Source organism: Vibrio gallaecicus (assembly GCF_024347495.1).
GTDB classification, from domain to species: domain Bacteria; phylum Pseudomonadota; class Gammaproteobacteria; order Enterobacterales; family Vibrionaceae; genus Vibrio; species Vibrio gallaecicus.
Window position 1 is genome coordinate 1,499,387 of record NZ_AP025490.1, and the last position, 18,446, is coordinate 1,517,832.

Consider the following 18,446-nt stretch of genomic DNA (forward strand, 5'->3'; position numbering starts at 1 on the left):
AGTTAAAATGAAATCTATTATTTCCTTTATAGAGAAGTTAGCTTTATTCATGATTCTAGCTTCTTTGTCTCATACTGCTTTTGCTCAACGTATAACCAATATTGATCAAGGCGGGATGATCACAGTCACTGTGTTGAGTGATATAGAGTCTGTTTTTATCTCGGATTCCAATATAGCCGACTACCAAGTTATCGATAAACGCAAAGTTGTTGTGTTTGGTAAGAATGTAGGAAGAACTTCTCTCGCAGTATACGGTGGCGAAGGTAAGACATTGGCATCACGAAAATTGTGGGTGAATACTTCTTTTGATGTGGTGCAGCAGCAAGTTCAAATGCTTTACCCGAATATTGAAGTCTCCATTACTAACATTGGAGATAAGGTCGTACTGAGTGGTGTTGTTCCAACAGAAAAAGTAAAAGATGGAATAAACCAATTAGTTGGTACCTACCTAGATAAAGAAAAGCAAGAATTCAAAATGGAATGGAAATCGGATGATGACGATTACGAAATCGAATTCATGAAGCGTTTTCACTACAACGGTATCGTGAACAATATCGAAGTCGCAGTCGCAAAACAGGTCAATGTAAAGTTGTCTGTTGCTGAAGTTTCTCACTCATTTCTTGAAGAATTTGGTATTGAATATGGCAGTACTGGCGCAGGTACGGGCGTATTCTTAGATCAAGTCACTAGTTTTAGTGCTTCCGACATTGTTTCAGTGATCACTGCAATCGGTAATGACACTGTTGGTCAAGTACTCGCAGAGCCAAACCTTTCTGTTATTTCCGGCGAAAGTGCCAGCTTCTTGGTGGGTGGTGAGCTGCCGGTTGTGACCGTTGTAGATGGTACAACAAATGTAGAATATAAAGAGTTTGGTGTACGTTTAGATTTGATGGCAAAAGTGCTGTCTGATGACCAAATTCTATTATCACTGATGCCAGAAGTGAGCTCACTTGATGCTCAGTACAGTAATGAAACCTACGATCTACCTGCTTTAAAAACCCGCCGGGCACGTACTACTGTTCAACTGGCTGATGGTAAAAGTTTTGTGTTAGGCGGTCTATTGAGTACAGAAGATAAAGAATCACTGAGTAAAGTTCCATTAGTCGGTGATATCCCTTTACTCGGTGCATTGTTTCGTAAAACCGGTACTGAAAGAACCAAAACAGAGTTGATTATTGTCGCAACAGTTAACCTAGTTCAGCCTATCGAACCTGCTTTAATTCAACTTCCAACAATGAAAAAAACCTCAACACTGCAACGTTTTTTCTATGTAGAAAAAGGTTACCAAACCAGCTCAGAAAAATGGGCGAGTGAGATTATGGCGACAGGAGGCTTTAAATTATGATTTTTGACCAATTCAGATCATTTAAAACGATAAAGCTGCGCCTAGTTATGAGCGTTCTTCTTGGTTTGATTCTTAGTGGTTGTGCTGAGCGAATTCAAGAGCGTGAAGGTAAAGCTCTTCATCTTGTTCCATTAACTTATAGTTTGTCACTCAGCGCTCATAAAAATGGTGCTTCAACTGCTAAACAAGAAATAGAAGTCTTTGTTACTCAAAATTTTGATGTAATAGAAGCCAAAGGCATGCTGGCCGAATGGCATAACCTACAGGGCAAGCAGCTATCGAATTATGCACGAACGTTTGCGAAATCATTAGGTATCGATGCAAATCGTATCAGCATCCAACGTTTTGAAGTCAGAGAAGGTGAACCTGTCACTGAATTTGATCTCCGTTTGACCTTTACAGACTACCAAGTGATTACCAATCTTTGCGAGTATCCAGAAGTAGGTAAGTTTGGGTTTTATGAATCGAATTGCTACACCGATAATGCTCGTTGGCAGTCTATGGTGAACCCTGAAAATATGCTGCCTAAAGCTTCTAACACACAGTAGTAGGTCATTAAAATGTTTGATTTAGTCGATATTCTAAAAACGAAAAGTGACGCTAAACCTGTTACTCAAGAATTGATTACAACTGTGCTCTTTTATCAGACTCAGGAATGTATGGATCTGGTAGAAGAAGCTTTTCGATTTGAGGGGCTAGTTTCTCCTTCAATGCTTGAAAATTCGGATCAAAATATCCAGCAACATATCCGTGACTCTCAAATTTCAGTTGTCATTGTTGAGCTCAACCAAAGTTCGAACGTATCAAAAGATATGGAGCGTATAAGCCACCTGTTGCCAAATGAAGCTTCTGTCATCGTGATTGGTAGTGAAGATGCAATTTCAACAATACGAAACCTCAAGGGAATGGGCTTTTACTATGTCTTTTGGCCGATTCCTAAACAAGAATTAATCGATTTCGTTCGCAACGTAGACAGCAACCGCAAGCGAAATAGTGGTCTTGGTAAAGATAGAACCGCGAAAAAAGTAGCGGTTTGGGGCACGAAAGGGGGAGTCGGTGCCACCTTAATGACGGCTGAAATTGCTTATGAACTTTCTACAAAGAAAAACAGTTCATGCCTTATCGTTGATCACGATTTTCGAGGTGGGAATCTAGATATCTTTTTGAGTTTAGATAAACACGAAAAGAAGCCAGTTACGCGAAGTTCCATTACGGCGAGTTTAGACGCGACTTACGCTAGCAGTATGGTAAAAAAAATCAGCGGCATGTTATCTGTCCTTTCAATCGAATCTGAAGAATTGAATGAACTTGAACTGAAAGAATACGCTAGAACCTTGTCTGATCAGCTATCAGGTCAATTTAACTTTATTCTTGAAGATTTGTCTCGTTCTTCAAACTGCAAGCAAGATCTTAATTATATCTCTGAGCATTCAGACATATTGTTGCTAATGATTGAACCTACCGTTTCTAGCCTACGTGAAGCTAAGCGTGTACAGAAGCATATGGACATTATGTCTTCTAAAACGAGAACGGTTTTTGTGCTCAATTATACGATGCCTGAGAATGCAGCGACCATAACCGAAGTGGACATTAAATCGTATTTAGGGAAGTCTGCGGATGTAGTGTGTCCAAATGATCCAAAGCTAGGAAAAATGGTTTTAGACAAGAAACATATGTATGAAATGAATTCACCTGTAGGGCGAAGTGTTAATCGTATTACGCATTTATTATTAGGTCAGAATGAGCAAAAGCAGAAAAAATCCATCATTCATCGTTTGCTTAAGCGAGGCGCGTAATGGATTTCGCTCAGAAAGCTTATGTCGAGATCCGATCTCAAATATTTGATGCTTTGGACGCCGAAGCGGTAAATTCACTCTCCAAAAGTGCTTTAACTAAGCAACTCGGTAATGCCGTTGAGATGCTTGTTGAGAAACTAGGTTTGTCTGTCGCTACGATAGTAAGAGCCGAGTATGTTCAAAGCTTAGTTGATGAGTTACATGGCTTAGGTCCACTGCAAGCACTGATGGATGATGAAAGCATCAGTGACATTATGATCAACGGTCACCAAAATGTATTCATTGAGCGAAATGGACTAGTTGAAAAATCCGCAGCTATGTTTATTGATGAGCAGCAACTTCAGCAGATTGCCAAGCGTATTGCGAGCCGAGTAGGACGTCGTGTAGATGAATCCTCTCCTACTTGTGATGCTCGTTTAGAAGATGGCAGCCGTGTGAATATTGTTATTCCACCCGTCGCGATTGATGGGACGTCTATCTCGATTCGTAAGTTCAAAAAGCAATCCATTAACTTTTCTCAACTTGTTGATTTTGGTGCAATGAGCCCTGAAATGGCAAAGATTTTGATGATTGCAGCCCGTTGCCGTTTAAATATTCTCATTTCAGGTGGTACTGGTTCCGGTAAAACAACCATGCTCAATGCATTGTCCCAGTTTATCTCGGAGAAAGAACGGATCGTAACGATTGAAGATGCGGCAGAGCTGCGTTTACTTCAGCCACATGTGGTTCGTTTAGAAACAAGAACTGCTGGAATCGAAGGCTCAGGTCAGATAACCCAACGAGATTTGGTGATCAACTCACTTCGTATGCGCCCAGATAGAATTGTTGTGGGTGAGTGCCGTGGCTCTGAAGCATTTGAGATGTTGCAAGCCATGAATACAGGTCATGATGGCTCCATGTCGACACTGCACGCTAATACTCCACGAGATGCGCTCGCAAGGGTTGAAGCGATGGTAATGATGGCGACCAGTAATTTGCCTTTAGCCGCGATACGCAGAACCATTGTAAGTGCAGTAGACATTGTTATTCAGATCAGTCGCTTGCACGACGGTAGTCGTAAAGTGATGAGTATTACCGAGGTGATTGGTTTAGAAGGTGATAACGTTGTTTTAGAGGAAATCTTTAAGTTTCAACCTTCTATGAGCCAAGATACTGGAAAGGTGACAGGTAAGTATGTCACTGCAGGGTTGATGCAACGTTCTGTTTTAGTAGAAAAGGCTCGTTTCTTTGGGCTAGAACAGCAGCTTAATGAAGCGTTCTCTGTCGGTATTCCTGCATGATCTATTGGCTTGCATTGATTGGTGGTGGCTTAGCGGTAATGATCGCTTATTGGCCAAATAAAAATAAGGCAAACCGTCATTTTTATTTAGAAGAAGCGGCACAGACATTGCGCGTTGAGTCTATTGAAGAGGCACAACAAGCGGTCGATCTTGCTTCTTTGTCAGACCGAAAGTTACATGTTCGATTATTGCAAAAACTGAATAGAGTGAAACGCCAAGTAGGCAAGTTAGCGTCTATCAAGATAGTGGCTTATTTAGTTGTGCTGGGTGTTATTGCTTCTGCTCTAAATACTTATCTGATTCGCGGCAATATTATCTACGTGACCCTAGTGTGTGAAGTAGTAGGAATATTACTTGGCTATAGTTGGCTACAGAAACGTGAAAAAAAACAATTTGATGAAGCTTTCCCTGATGCATTAAACATGTTAGCGAGTGCGGTCAGCGCTGGTGAAAGTATCATGCATGCCATCATTTACGTTGGTAAGACTTTAGAAGGTGAAGTTGGACAAGAATTTAAGCGTATGGGAGAACGATTACAATTAGGTGAAAGCGCAGACTCTGTATTTCGTAAATCTTGTAGTCGTTTCCCTTACCCTGCTTTTCATTTTTTTGTAATTACTTTACGTGCCAATATGCAAAGAGGAGGACAATTAAAAGACGTAATAAGTCGATTGAACCGTTTGATGTTTGACAGCCGTGCCGTAGAAAAAAAGAAATACTCTATGACGTCAGAGGCTCGAATGTCGGCGAAAATCGTGGCCGCAATTCCTATGATATTTGTTTTTGGCTTGCAATTTGTTAGCCCAGAAAATTATGAATTTATTATGTTCGACCCTGCTGGTAAGCCGTTGCTTTACTACTTAATTGCAAGCGAATCTATTGGACTGACTATTGTTTGGTTGTTGATGAGAGGGGCACAGAATTGATGTCAACTCAAATGAACCTATTTATTGTTCTGATTGCTCTATCTTTTGGTATTGGAATCATAGCTTATTTACTATTTAGCAATTACAAGCGTAAGCAAACCTTTCATAGTTTTTTAACGCATGAAGATAATAAGCATGAACCGCTAGAAGAGAATAATACGAATGTTTTTAATTCTCTAATATCTCAATTTACTTCAAGTGAAGAAGAGATAAATAAAAAATTTGCTGATGCTGGTCTAGAAGGCTTTCGGTTCAAGCGTTTTTACATGCATATTAAGTATGGCGTATTTTTAATTGGGGCGATCAGCTTTTATTTTCTATCGACGCTTAATTTTGTGGAAACTAACACAGTACTTATCGCTGGCGTGGTGTGGTTTATCTTTTGTGTCATAGCGCCAGACAGCTACCTTGCCTATATGAAAAAACGCTTAATTGCGCATACTTCAAGCCAATTGCCGTATTTATTAGATCTCTTGGCAATATGTGTACAAACAGGTATGACTTTGGAGTCGGCACTTAGCTACCTTGCTAATGAAATGAAGGGCTTTGATAAGAACTTAGCTAAGTTATTAGCAAAAACTAATGAACGTTCTAGAGTCGTTGGATTAGAAAGGTCGCTTGATGAATTGTACTTACGGATCCCAAGTCCTGAGATGCGCAGTTTCGTGATGACTCTCAAACAAAGCTTGCAATACGGGTCTTCAATCTACTCCGTTTTAACGACGTTAGCTGCTGATATCCGAGCGGTAAACATGCTCCATGTTGAAGAGAAAATTGGTAAGTTGGCTGCGAAAATGTCTATTCCGTTGATCCTTTTTATCATGATGCCAATTGTTTTTATTATTGTTGCCCCAGGAATTATGAGGATGATGGCTGATGTTTAAGCATATATATGTGTTCGTAGTTTTATCGCTTCTTAATGGTTGTACTTCAGTCGGTACACCTCAACCTGAGCCTTACAAAGCGACCGCTAGTAATCGTGAATCCATGTTGATCCAGAGCAGTAATCATAATCAGTTAATCGAGCTTTATAAACAGCAATTACAAGTGGCTGAAGATGTTGAAACTCGGATTAAACTCGCCAATGTTTATCAGGCTTCGGGTGATTTTGATTCGGCGCTGTTTGTTTTAGAAAGCGTGGATGGGTTGGAGAATAATACTGCAGCATTAAAAATTAAAGCCAAAGCAAAATATCAATTGCGAAAGATATCAAGCTCGCTAAGTTTGACTAAAAAAGCACTAGAGCTTCAACCAAAAGATGGCGAATTGCATAATTTGCTTGGTATTTTGTATTCTGAGCTAGGCGACTTTAATGCGGCAGAGGCTTCGTTAAACCAAGCTCGCCGTTATTTTTATAATGATATAGCAGTCAAAAATAATTTGGCTACGGTTTATATGCTGCAAGGGCATTACGATAAAGCTGTTAATTTACTTACCCCGCTTTACCAAAATAAACCTGAAGATGAAATGGTCCGTTCAAATCTAGTCATCGCATTGGTTAAATCTGGTGATTCTTACCAAGCGAAAGAAATACTAAAGCAGCATTACAAACGTAAAGATCTAGACAGTGTTTTAAAGGCGATTGAAGCAAGCAGTAAAGTTATCCGAAGCGGACATTCTCTTCCCTTAGAGTCCAATTATGAATATTAAATCAAATACATTTTCGCGAGTAATTTTAAGAAAAAAACAGCGTGGTGTAGCGGCGATCGAATTTTCATTAGGCTTTATGGCTTTTTTTCTGATGTGCATGACTTGGGCTGAAATTGGGTATATGGCGCATATATCGTCAGTGACGGATGTCGCTATATCTGAAGCGGCTCGTCAAGCCAAATTAGTTTCTCCAAGCTATGACGCTAATGGCAGATTAAGCTCTAATTCATCCAATGAATTTATGACAACATTTAAAAATGTAATCACGCAGGAGAGTGCTCAATACGGAGGTCTTGTCGACAGTAATAACTATCGATTTATCATCCAATATTTAAAAAGCATTCAAGACCTAGGTGATTATGTTGGTGACTGTCGGGGTGAGAGTGACACTAGCTCTGAATTAGAGTGTGGTTCATCGGAAGCTAGCGCAATTGCGGTTTATGCCGTTGAGTATGATTTTGAACCAATGTTAAGCCAGTTCATTGCCGTTCCGGGCATGTTCAGACGTGAGGTTATTGTTGTACAGGAGTATGAGCGTGATGCATTCGATTTCTAAACAGAAAGGCAACTTTTCAATTGAGTTTGCTCTTCTTGGCGTTGTATTCGCGACCTTGATGATCTTTACGTCAGACTTAGTTATCAAACTCTCCATGCAAGGTAAATTAGATAGGCTTTCATATTCAGCCGTCAATATCTTAAAAGAACGTACACAGCTTTATTCACCTAATAACTCTGAGATAACTAATGCCAGCGCGTTAGAGTTACACCAAATAATTGCTCAGTCTTTACAGCGAACAACCGGCGATTATTCAAATGCAAATATGAGTTCTACCTTTGAGTCTTTGACATTTTCAGATAACACGACTTCTGCTTTGACCACGATAAATCAAAGTGGAGGGTGTTCACTTGCTCAAACTTTACAAGATTATGATGCTCTATCGATGATCACAAGTTGGGGGCGCAGAGCGTCTCTATATCGTGTGACTATTTGCTATGAAACAGATAATTGGGCTGGTGAATTATTAGATGCGAACTTCACGACCATACAATCCTCTTCCATTATGATGGGGCGCTAATATGTTACCTAGTTTAAGAAAGCAAAGTGGGCATGCTGCATTGCTGTTTGCTTTGATCATTCCAGGGGTATGGGGCTTATTTACATTAGCGATTGATGGTTCCCGCGCATTACAAAATAAAGCTCGTTTAGGAGATGCAGCAGAAGTATCAGCTTTGGCTCTTGCAGCTAGAAATAGTGAAAATGAACAAGAAAACAGAGCTCTTGCTACTTTGTATATTGATGCTTACTTAGAAGATAAAGAAAGCATTCAATCAATTAATATTGTTAGAACAGAATGTAAAGCGAGTTCTCAGACGGACTGTGACGGTGGAACTCGTTATAACGAATATGCCATTGATATTGTGACAACACATAATTCTTGGTTACCGACAAACGGTGACTTGGTAGGATTTGGTGAAACTTATGATGTGAGCCATGACAGTATTGCACGTAAGTACCAAGGGGATAGCATAGACATTTCTTTTGTTGTCGATTATTCGGGTTCCATGAATGAGAATTGGAAAGGGAAAAAGAAATATAAAGCGGTACGAGAGATTGTTAATTCAGTATTAGATGAACTCGATAAATACCAAGACACAGCTTTAACGTTGAATCGTGTTTCTATCATTCCTTACTCTGAATATACCGACAAACTAGGGTCCGATGGCATTACTGAATGCAGAGATAGTCAGTTGTTACAGCAGTGCAGAAGCCAATGCTACAGCACTTATAGTCAGTGTTACTCCAGCTGTAATAGCTGGGATTGGAATTGTAGGAATAGATGCACTTCGACATATTACGATTGCGAAGACGATTGTTATGACCAATATGATAACCGTGGAACGATTGAATTTATTGATGAATTACATTATGCCAATACTAATAGCAACACGGTTGATCCGACTGTAACTGTTAATAATATTTGGAATAATCAAGCTGATAATAGAGACATGGTTTGTAATTTTGATAAGTACGACAATGATTCTTATCCATTTTTTAACTTGAGTTTCACCGATAACTTTACCTCTATAAAAAACAGCATGAAGAACTTTAGACCGGATGGTTGGACAGGTTCCTATCAGGGAATCATCAAGTCTGCTCAGTTTTTCGGTGACTTGACGGATCCAAATCCTAGGCAATTAATGGTCATACTCTCTGATGGGCTAGACAAAGTGGGGAATGGAACATTTAGATACGGGACCCCAACTGCAAGCTTGGTCAATGCTGGTATGTGTACTGAGATAAAAGCTGAGCTAAACAGTAGACAAACTAATTCAAACCGACCCGTTAACTTCCAAATGGCGTTTGTTGGTTTTGACTATACCGTTAGTGATAATCAAGCTTTAGCGAATTGCGTTGGTATCGAAAATGTTTATGACGCAGCAGATCCAGATGAATTACTCGATATCATTCTTAATTTAATTTCAGAAGAAATAGGGCACTTAAAGTAGGAAATATGAAAATGAAACGAACTCTTATCCTAATCACAGCTTTGGGTCTGGCAAATACAGCATTTGCTTCGACTTCTTCTGAACTTTTTAATTATTACTGCGCGAAGCCGTCACTGGATAAAGCGGTGAGTGTTGAAGCCGGTGAGGTGGTTACCGTTATCCCAAAAGCGGGAAGCATGAACCTAGTCGTGACCTATGAAAATGATGCTAACATTGAGCTTTCAGAGTTGATTGCTAATCAATTTAAAGTCGATAAAGATTGCTCTGAATTTCTTATCGCAAATGGACACCTTCAAAACGCCTCACAAGGGGATGTGCTAGCAAGGGTGTACTTTGATTTTGATAGTTCTACGTTGTCTAAACAATCAAAATACATACTAGATAAAATCATTCGAATTGCGCAGCACACGGATAATGACTTTTTACTTGAAGGTCACACTGATGCAAGAGGAAGTGAAAATTATAATTTCACACTTGGTCTAAAGCGAGCACAAGCGGTTGGGACACTTTTAGATGAAAATGAAGTTAATACTTTGGCTTCTTCTCAAGGGGAAAGCAGCCCTGTAGCGAATAATACGACTCAGGCGGGCCAAGCTAAAAATAGACGAGTTGAGATTATTCTAAACTAAGTGAATTATTATAGTAGAGAGAAAAATGACTGAATACTAAGATCATTTTCTCTCTGTTAGTTCATCGAAAGTTACTTAAAAATAGAAAGTTACTTAAACAAAAACTCCTGCTGGCTTTCAACCCACTGCGGATATTGCTTCATTATTCTTGTATATAAAGCACTTTCATAATGGTTCTTCAACCAACGACCAACACCTGAATATTGAGACTGAACAAACCACTTCTTTTCAACTCTTGAAAACTGACTGACAAAAGGCATTAATGCGTAGTCAGCAAGGCAAGGCATCTCACCAAATAAATAGGCGTACTTTTTCAAGCGTTTTTCTAAGTCGGTGATGAGTTCTTCACATAGGTTTCTACGTTGCTCTAGGTCATCATTATGGTATCTAGCGGATGCTCTATATTGTTCTAGAAGTGGAATGAAATGCGTATCGCTTTGACTGACTAATTCTATAATTTCGCTTGCTATTAAAGGCTCATCCAAACGAAGTAAATTGTGCGGATCACTATTGGATAAAGCCCATAACATAATATCTAGGCTTTGCTCTATCACTTCTCCATTATCTAGAACGATCACAGGCACAGTGCCCTTTGGTGAGGCTTCTAATAACTCCTTGGGCTTATTGCGAGTAACAATATCTCTTAGCATTACGGATTGCTCTGCTAGCAGTAATCCCATTCTTGCCCGCATCGCGTATGGGCAACGGCGTAATGAGTATAAAGTGGGTAGCGACATCATTCCCTCTAGCGGTTTGGTTTATTAAAGTAAGTGGTAAAACAGATCTGCGTTTTAGCATATCTAATTACGGATAAAATTATTCACTATATATTTAATTTCAAAGCCTATTTGCTAAATAATTAATGTGATTCAAGTCAATAAAAGCTAGATCTGTGGTAATGAATAGGTGATGTCGTTAGAATACGCGCTCAAAAAAATTATAAGTTAAGCAAGTGAGCGGTTTCAAATGAGCAGAAAAATTGAGTTATTAGCCCCTGGTGGCGATGTAGAAGCAATTAAAGCGGCCATCGTTGCGGGAGCAAACGCGGTTTATTGTGGTTTAGACACCTTCAACGCTCGTAACCGAGCATCCAACTTATCATTAGATGAATTGAACGGTGTAATTCGCCTTGCTCATGAATATGGTTGTGAAGTGTTTTTGACTCTGAATGTTGTACTTTTAGAGCATGAAATTAAGAGCATCAGCAAGTTGTTAAACCAACTGGTGAATACCAAACTGGACGGCATTATTGTTCAAGACTTGGGTTTATTTGATCTAGTTAAGAAGCACTTTCCATCACTAGATGTCCACGCTTCTACTCAGCTTACAACACACAATGAAGGTCAGATTAAGTTCTTGTCTAAAATTGGCGCTACTCGCGTTAACCTTTCTCGTGAGCTGAACCTACCTGAAATCAAAATGCTGACAGAAGTCGCACATGATCATGATGTACTAACGGAAGTGTTTGTACATGGTGCTTTGTGCATTGCTTTCTCGGGGCAGTGTTACTCAAGCTCTGTAAGTGTGGGTAATTCAGGAAACCGTGGTCGTTGTAGCCAAGCATGTCGCGATGAATATGAAATCACGAATGCTGGTAATAAGTTCCCGCTTAACTTAAAAGATAACTCTGCTTATTACGACTTACCGGAATTGGTTGACGCAAAAGTAGATTCTTTGAAAGTTGAAGGACGTATTAAAGGCGCGCACTACGTTTACACCGTGGTTGATACATGGCGTAAACAGATTGATAGCTTCGTTGAAAGCGGCCTATTGATCGAAGATGATTCGAACCTACATAAAGTATTCAACCGAGATTTCACAAACTCTTTCCTTAAGGGCAACTTAACGAAAGATATGTTCATTGATAACCCTCGTGACAACAGCGTCAATTATGCAGTTGATAAAGCTGCATCAGAAACTGATTCTATTTCAGTGGTTCAAATCCAAGAAGTGACTGACAACTTATACAGTTCTAAGAACGAGCTTGGCGAAGAGATGCGTGAAAAAATTCAATATTTGGATATTCGCAAAACTTCACTAACGTTAGCCTTTACTGCAAAGCTTGGCCAGCCTTTTAAAGTGTCTGTTATTTCAGATAAAGAAACGTTTGAAGTGACATCGCCATCTATTCTTTCAGCTGCCGGTGAGAAAGCCATTACTACTGAGCTTTTAGAGAAACGCTTTAAGTCTGTGAAAAGTGCTATTCATAGCTTAGACAACTATGACTTTGAGCAGTTAGATGCGGGCTTAGCGATTCCACTAAAAGAAGTGACTGCGTTGAAAGAAGAAATTGATTTCATCTTAAATGGCTCAGTTAAAGTGATTAAGCACGTTGAAGTTCCAGCTTTGCCTAAATACCCTAAAGTAAATGACACTCCAACGTTATCAATGCTTATTGCGGATGTTGAAGATTTACATTTATGTGATGTGACTGAAGCCGATATTTACTTCAAATTGCCAGAAAGCTTTAAGAAACGTTGTAATAAATACATCGATATCCTTGCTGAAAATCCTCGTTTGATTCCTTGGTTCCCAGCGGTATTGATCGGTAAAGATTACGATGAAGCGGTTCGTATTTTAGAAGAAATTAAACCGGCACGCATCGTCACGAACAACACTGGTATTGCTTATAAAGCTTACGAGATGGGAATTGAGTGGGTCGCAGGACCATTCATGAATACGACCAATTCACATGCATTAGTGACGCTGAAAGAAGAGCTTAACTGTGCGGGTGCATTTATCTCAAATGAGATCAATAAAGGTCAAATTCGCCACATTAGCCGCCCAGAAAACTTCAAACTGTTTTACAGCATCTATCACCCAATCTTGATGATGACGAGCCGACAGTGTTTCTTCCAAAGAACGGTAGGTTGTAATAAACCAAGTATCGAAGCTGGCTGTATGCTGAAATGTGAGAAAGCAACGACTATCACAAACGTGAAAGGCATTTCATTTGCGGTTGATAAGCAGAAAGGTGGTTACCCAAGTATTTATAACCATGAGCAGTTCTTGAATCATGACGCCGTGTCAGACTTCTCAGGTTTATTCGATGAGTTCTTTATTGACCTGACTAACATTGGTGCAGGCTCAAAAGAAGTACAAGATAAAGTCGAGTTAATTAAGCATTTCGAAGGCTTAATTAATGGTGTTGAAGGTTCAGAGCAGAGCTTAGAAAGCATGGTTGAAGTTCGCACTAATGCTCAGTATGTACAAGGGTTGTAATGTCTTAAGGTTGAGTTTAGCTCGATATTAGAAAGCCACATACAAGTTGAATACTTATATAATTAAAGCACTGGATGTCCCCATTCAGTGCTTTTTTATGTTTTTGAAAGCCAGCCATTTTAAAACTATTCAAATATTGAGCTCAACGATTCACTTGTCTACTCAGCTTTCTTTTATTGAGTCACTAACCCGTTCATTTCTTGAATGGCACTGTGCAAGCGAATCGACAATAACGCTTTCTGGTTTGATGCAAAGTCAAACATCACGATAGTTGCATTCCCAACTGTGGTTACCTTTTGCTGTTTACTGCTGACAATGGTGTATTCCATTGTAAATCGATCATCCTGAACATCGGTGATTTTTGATCCAATCAACAAAGTATCAGGATAGGTGACAGGTCGAAAATATTTACAGTAGGTATCCCCCAGAACAGGACCAATTTTGGTCACTGCCATTTCTTCCATTAGCTCGACGTGTTTAAAGAAGTCCAAGCGTGCTGTTTCGAAATACCGAAAATAAACGGCATTGTTGACGTGATTCAGAGCGTCCATTTCACCCCAAGCGACAGGGATTTCAGTAATCACAGGGTAGTCAGCTAACAGTGTATTCATAAAGATCCTTCTTAATTATTCGTTTATCCACTTTTGGGATAAATCCTCTCTGGAATAAAAACTCTACATCCTAGTTAACAAACGTGCAACATTCGTAAGTTGGATTTATGAACTTACGAGAAATATGTTTTCACATTCAACCGACATCTAAATGAATTTTAAAAAGACAAGTAACTAATGAAATAGATCTCTGTTTTTCATTGAGCTGGTGGGCTTACTGGCTATAAAAGTGCATTGGTATATATAGGTGGAGCGGTTCGGATTTTGAGTGTTAATCTAAATGAATGTTATTTGTATTTAATGTATTGCAAGTGTATAAATGCGTCTCTGTTAATGGTTTTATTAATTTCCTTACATTTTACCAATTGACGGTCGGTGAGTTGATTAATGGGTAAGTGGTTAAATAGGTAAGTGGCTTAAGGTTGAAGGTATGCTAGAAGCAAAGGAACTCGGTTTTAGGGTCGGAAATAAACAACTGTTGAATAACTTTAATGTGTCTTTTGAACCAGGGAAAATTTATGCGCTGGTTGGACATAATGGCTCTGGTAAATCCACTCTACTCAAGCTATTAGCTAAACAGCAAGATGCGACATCCGGAAATGTTTTGTTAGAAAGCAAGACAGTAGCTAAATGGTCAGATAAAGATTTCGCAAAAAACATTGCTTATTTACCCCAACACTTACCTGCAACCGACAGCCTTTCTGGTAAAGACTTAGTGAGTTTTGGTCGCTACCCTTGGCATGGCTTGTTAGGGCGTCTTTCAAGCCAAGATAAACAGTATGTTGAAGAGGCAATGGAGTTAACTGATACCGCTCAATATGCAGAACGCTTGGTTGATACTTTGTCTGGAGGGGAACGTCAAAGAGTATGGTTAGCCATGCTTTTAGCTCAGCGCACCAAATATCTATTACTGGATGAGCCGTTATCAGCATTGGATATAGGTCACCAAGTTGAAATGCTGACATTGATTAAAAAGCTGAGTGAGTCTCTAAACTTAGGTGTGATCATCGTTATCCATGATATCAACATGGCAGCTCGCTTTTGCGACCATATTATCGCGCTGCACAGTGGTGAATTACTGATTGAAGGTATGGTGGATGACGTTTTCCAAGAGTCCGAATTACAGTCGATTTATGGTGTTCCAATGCACATTACTCAGCACTCTGCTGGTTATCCTGTGGCTATGCCGGGTGATTTGGAGCCTGCATGATGTTGACCACTTTTCGAAAGTCTTATCTATATCGTTTATTCATTATTAGCGCACTTATTTTTACGCCACCAGCGTTGACCAATGAACTTTCATCGGTAGAAAGCGAAGAACCTCCACGAATCGTTTCGATTGATTGGACTCATACCGAGACTCTACTGGCGCTGGGGGCAACACCCGTTGCCGTTGCTCAAACGTCCGATTATAACGCTTGGGTTAAATCACCTGAAATTCCAAGTAATGTGCCAGATGTGGGGTTGAGAACACAGCCAAATTTTGAACGTATCCATGAACTTAAGCCTGACCGAATATTACTTTCTCCGATGTTCTCGGCTTTGGAGCCTCAACTAAGCCAAATAGCTCCAGTTACAAATATAGGTTTATATCGCAGTGGTGATGTGGATTGGACGATGTTAGAGAAGATCACTCGTGAAATTGCTCAGATTGCAGAAAAAGAGTACCAAGCTGAGCAGCTTATTGCTGAAACAGATGCAGAGCTAAGGGTGTTGGCTGCTAGTTTACCTAAGGGAGCTCCTCCCTTGCTCATAGTTCAATTCATGGATTCCAACCATGTTCGAGTCTTTGGTCAAAATAGCCTTTATAAAGCGTCCGTCAATAAGCTTGGGCTTGAATCTGCTTGGAAAAAAGAAACCAATACTTGGGGATACAGCTTAGTCGGCATTGATCAATTAATCGGTGTGGAAGGGCAAATTGTTGTTATTGAACCCATGCCAGCAGGAACAGAAAAACACCTCAAAAAGAATGAGTTCTGGAAATACATAGTGAAAGAATCAGGTTATCCGACTATACAGGTACCGCCGGTATGGAGCTTTGGTGCCATTCCTTCAGCTACAAGATTTGCTCACTTCATTTCGTCTGCTTTGAATCAAGGAAAAACGATGGAACAGGAGGGGACACTATGAGAACCATAACTCTTGGCATGTTTTCACTTTTAATTCTCTCGACTCTAGTTTTGATTGGTCAAAACCTTTCTGTTTCACAATTTGGTTTAAGTCAGCTATCGAGTTTATGGGCAGCTGATTTTAGCTCTCCTGAATCAGTAAAGTTACATTTATCGTGGTGGCCAAGGCTATTCACCACATTATTATCGGGTGCGGCTCTAGCTGTCGCTGGTGTATTGATGCAGCAAGTTTTAAGAAACCCGCTAGCATCACCTTCAACTTTAGGTGTCGCAAGCGGCTCTAGTTTTTCTCTTATGCTCGCAACACTTTATGCGCCTTGGTTATTGGAGTGGTCATACTCACTGGTAGCCCTTGTGGGTGGTGTCGCTACGATGGGGCTAGTATTTGTTTTGTCTTGGCGGCGAGCGCTTTCTCCAACGGTGGTCATTGTTTCTGGCTTAGTCGTGAACCTTTATTGCGGGGCTATCAGTACAGTCTTGCTAATGATGAATCAAGATAAGCTCAGTGGGCTAATGATTTGGGGGGCAGGGTCTCTCATTCAAAGTGGTTGGGAAGACGTTCAATATCTCGCTCCACGCCTAACGATTGCAGTGTTGATTGCCTTTATTTTTGTGAAACCTTTAAGTTTGCTACAACTTTCAGAACAAGGAGCGAAAAGCCTTGGGGTTTCGTTACCTAAATTACGCGTAGTGTGCTTAGGTTTAGCTGTCATGCTAACGGCTTGGGTGGTGAGCGCCGTTGGTATTATTGGGTTTATTGGTTTGGCTGCCCCTGCTCTTACTCGTTTAATGGGTATTCACCGTTTAGTTCCTAAACTGTTAGTGTCAATGTTACTAGGTGGGCTGCTTTTAAGCTTAACTGATCTACTGATTCAACAGCTACCGGGTTTGATGGCAATGTTCATTCCTACTGGTGCAGCAACGGCTGCATTAGGGGCGCCATTATTGTTATGGCTATTGCCAAAGCTCTCGATGAAAAGCCAATCTCAGACACAAACAATTCTTACTCGTCACAATGAAGTGACTCCGCGTTTAAGTAAAAGAACTGTGGCATTTTCAAGCCTTTTGATTGTTTTTGCTCTTATTATATTCAGTCTGTTTTCGTTACAAACTGAAGGGTGGCGTTGGCTGTTTTTAACGCAAGATTGGGCATTGCTAGAATGGCGGTTACCTCGGCTGATTGCAGCCGCAATAGCTGGGGGAATGCTAGCGGTAGCGGGAACAATCGTTCAACGCTTAAGTGGTAATCCGATGGCGAGCCCTGAAGTGATTGGCATCAGCTCAGGAACCGCTTTAGGTTTGATTATTGCTATTTTGGCTGGTTTCGGCGGCAGTGTCATCGGGCTTTATACAGGTGGTTTGATTGGTGCGGTATGTACGCTAGCGATTATTGTCCTACTGAACCAAAAGTCAGGCTTCCAACCAGAGCGAGTGCTGCTGACTGGTGTCGCAATCACTGCGTTAATGAATGCCGTACAAAGCTTTGTATTAGCGGGAGGTGATCCAAGAAGTTATCAAGTATTAGCATGGTTAGCCGGTTCTACTTATTACGTAACTGAAGAGACGCTCTTTCCTTTAATGCTATCTTCTGTTGTCTTCGTTTCTCTAGGGTTTATTTGTGCTCGCTGGCTAGATGTTTTACCACTCGGTCAGGCTAGTGCTAAGTCATTAGGGTTAAATGTTTCACGCTCTCGAGTGCTGCTATTGGTTCTGGTTGCTTGTTTGACGGTGAGTGCCACTTTAGTTGTTGGACCTTTAAGTTTTATTGGTTTGATGGCGCCACACATGGCTAGATTACTAGGTTTTAGCCGGGCAAGAGAGCATTTAATTTGTTCATCTCTCATCGGTATGGCGTTAATGCTATTTTCCGACTGGCTTGGAAGGCAGTGGTTATATCCTCAAGAAATTCCGGCAGGGCTAGTAGCATCGATTATCGGTGGTATGTATTTGATGTGGGGACTAAGGCGATATTAATTAGCCTTAGATTTATCTCCGACTAAAAGCTCGGATAAAGAAGATAAGGCGGCTCAAGTAGGTGGAGCCGCTATCTTTTTGTATTAATTTAATTAGATCGTACGCAAAACCGTGTTCGCTCTACAATCGTGTTAGCCACATATGCTGACAATAATAATGTGTGTCCTACGCGTCCAATTTGTGAGTATGCTCTGTCAGTTGCCGACATGCAGTTGATGGAATTCTCTTTATTATTAATGCATCTGACCATTTTTAACCTAGCTTATTAATCAATGAGTTAAGATGTCATTCATATGCAAAATGTTTTTATAAAATACATATCTAAAATGTTTCATTTTTGAAATAAGATTGATACACTCCGCTAAATAATTAACAC

At 40.2% G+C, this 18,446-nt stretch carries 17 protein-coding genes; 15 read left to right on the forward strand and 2 right to left on the reverse strand.

The features are described 5' to 3' along the window. Nucleotides 1-7 precede the first annotated feature (7 nt). From OCU78_RS06650 to OCU78_RS06700, 11 genes are all read left to right on the forward strand, one after another. A complete protein-coding gene (locus OCU78_RS06650; RefSeq protein WP_137372756.1) occupies nucleotides 8-1,345 on the forward strand; it encodes a type II and III secretion system protein family protein in 1,338 nt (445 codons plus the stop codon). Then, nucleotides 1,342-1,893, forward strand: coding sequence for a hypothetical protein (locus OCU78_RS06655; RefSeq protein WP_137372757.1), 552 nt, complete (start codon nucleotides 1,342-1,344; stop codon nucleotides 1,891-1,893). The genes OCU78_RS06650 and OCU78_RS06655 overlap by 4 nt, the downstream gene beginning before the upstream one ends. A gap of 12 nt (nucleotides 1,894-1,905) precedes the next feature. Beyond that, nucleotides 1,906-3,141, forward strand: coding sequence for an AAA family ATPase (locus OCU78_RS06660; RefSeq protein ID WP_137372758.1), 1,236 nt, complete (start codon nucleotides 1,906-1,908; stop codon nucleotides 3,139-3,141). After that, nucleotides 3,141-4,421: a CpaF family protein gene (locus OCU78_RS06665; RefSeq protein ID WP_137372759.1), complete on the forward strand. Its 1,281-nt coding sequence runs from the start codon at nucleotides 3,141-3,143 to the stop codon at nucleotides 4,419-4,421. Before OCU78_RS06660 ends, OCU78_RS06665 begins: the two co-directional genes overlap by 1 nt. Then, nucleotides 4,418-5,347 carry a type II secretion system F family protein gene (locus tag OCU78_RS06670; protein ID WP_137372760.1) on the forward strand — a complete coding sequence of 310 codons (930 nt, stop codon included), beginning with the start codon at nucleotides 4,418-4,420 and terminating at the stop codon, nucleotides 5,345-5,347. The genes OCU78_RS06665 and OCU78_RS06670 overlap by 4 nt, the downstream gene beginning before the upstream one ends. Continuing rightward, nucleotides 5,347-6,231, forward strand: coding sequence for a type II secretion system F family protein (locus OCU78_RS06675; RefSeq protein WP_137372761.1), 885 nt, complete (start codon nucleotides 5,347-5,349; stop codon nucleotides 6,229-6,231). The genes OCU78_RS06670 and OCU78_RS06675 overlap by 1 nt, the downstream gene beginning before the upstream one ends. 163 nt (nucleotides 6,232-6,394) lie before the next feature. Further along, nucleotides 6,395-6,997, forward strand: coding sequence for a tetratricopeptide repeat protein (locus OCU78_RS06680; RefSeq protein WP_261856026.1), 603 nt, complete (start codon nucleotides 6,395-6,397; stop codon nucleotides 6,995-6,997). Further along, nucleotides 6,987-7,553, forward strand: a complete 567-nt coding sequence (locus OCU78_RS06685) for a TadE/TadG family type IV pilus assembly protein (protein WP_137372763.1) — start codon at nucleotides 6,987-6,989, stop codon at nucleotides 7,551-7,553. The genes OCU78_RS06680 and OCU78_RS06685 overlap by 11 nt, the downstream gene beginning before the upstream one ends. Beyond that, nucleotides 7,537-8,073 (forward strand): tight adherence pilus pseudopilin TadF, encoded by a 537-nt coding sequence (gene tadF, locus OCU78_RS06690; RefSeq protein ID WP_137372812.1) that lies wholly within the window; start codon nucleotides 7,537-7,539, stop codon nucleotides 8,071-8,073. Before OCU78_RS06685 ends, tadF begins: the two co-directional genes overlap by 17 nt. 1 nt (nucleotide 8,074) lies before the next feature. Then, on the forward strand, nucleotides 8,075-9,505 hold the full coding sequence (locus OCU78_RS06695) for a TadE/TadG family type IV pilus assembly protein (protein ID WP_240701711.1): 1,431 nt from the start codon (nucleotides 8,075-8,077) through the stop codon (nucleotides 9,503-9,505). 11 nt (nucleotides 9,506-9,516) lie between these two features. Beyond that, the gene (locus OCU78_RS06700; protein WP_167494002.1) at nucleotides 9,517-10,134 is read left to right on the forward strand and encodes an OmpA family protein; all 618 of its coding nucleotides are present in this window, start codon (nucleotides 9,517-9,519) and stop codon (nucleotides 10,132-10,134) included. Between the two features lie 89 nt (nucleotides 10,135-10,223). On the opposite strand, the gene OCU78_RS06705 is transcribed toward OCU78_RS06700, so the two are convergent. Further along, the gene (locus OCU78_RS06705) at nucleotides 10,224-10,871 is read right to left on the reverse strand and encodes a glutathione S-transferase (RefSeq protein WP_137372813.1); all 648 of its coding nucleotides are present in this window, start codon (nucleotides 10,869-10,871) and stop codon (nucleotides 10,224-10,226) included. A 229-nt stretch (nucleotides 10,872-11,100) separates the two neighbouring features. Between OCU78_RS06705 and OCU78_RS06710 the strand changes: the two genes are divergently transcribed. Next, nucleotides 11,101-13,356, forward strand: coding sequence for a peptidase U32 family protein (locus OCU78_RS06710; protein WP_137372765.1), 2,256 nt, complete (start codon nucleotides 11,101-11,103; stop codon nucleotides 13,354-13,356). Nucleotides 13,357-13,529: 173 nt separating this feature from the next. Here the strand turns inward: OCU78_RS06710 and OCU78_RS06715 are convergent, their stop codons facing one another. Then, nucleotides 13,530-13,967 (reverse strand): acyl-CoA thioesterase, encoded by a 438-nt coding sequence (locus OCU78_RS06715; RefSeq protein WP_137372766.1) that lies wholly within the window; start codon nucleotides 13,965-13,967, stop codon nucleotides 13,530-13,532. A gap of 430 nt (nucleotides 13,968-14,397) precedes the next feature. Between OCU78_RS06715 and OCU78_RS06720 the strand changes: the two genes are divergently transcribed. From OCU78_RS06720 to fhuB, 3 genes are read left to right on the forward strand one after another with little or no spacing between them, the layout of a single operon-like run. After that, nucleotides 14,398-15,177, forward strand: a complete 780-nt coding sequence (locus OCU78_RS06720) for an ABC transporter ATP-binding protein (RefSeq protein WP_137372767.1) — start codon at nucleotides 14,398-14,400, stop codon at nucleotides 15,175-15,177. Next, a complete protein-coding gene (locus tag OCU78_RS06725; protein WP_137372768.1) occupies nucleotides 15,174-16,097 on the forward strand; it encodes an ABC transporter substrate-binding protein in 924 nt (307 codons plus the stop codon). The genes OCU78_RS06720 and OCU78_RS06725 overlap by 4 nt, the downstream gene beginning before the upstream one ends. Next, complete coding sequence (gene fhuB, locus OCU78_RS06730) at nucleotides 16,094-18,070, forward strand: Fe(3+)-hydroxamate ABC transporter permease FhuB (RefSeq protein WP_137372769.1); 1,977 nt, start codon at nucleotides 16,094-16,096, stop codon at nucleotides 18,068-18,070. The genes OCU78_RS06725 and fhuB overlap by 4 nt, the downstream gene beginning before the upstream one ends. The last annotated feature ends 376 nt before the right edge of the window (nucleotides 18,071-18,446 follow it).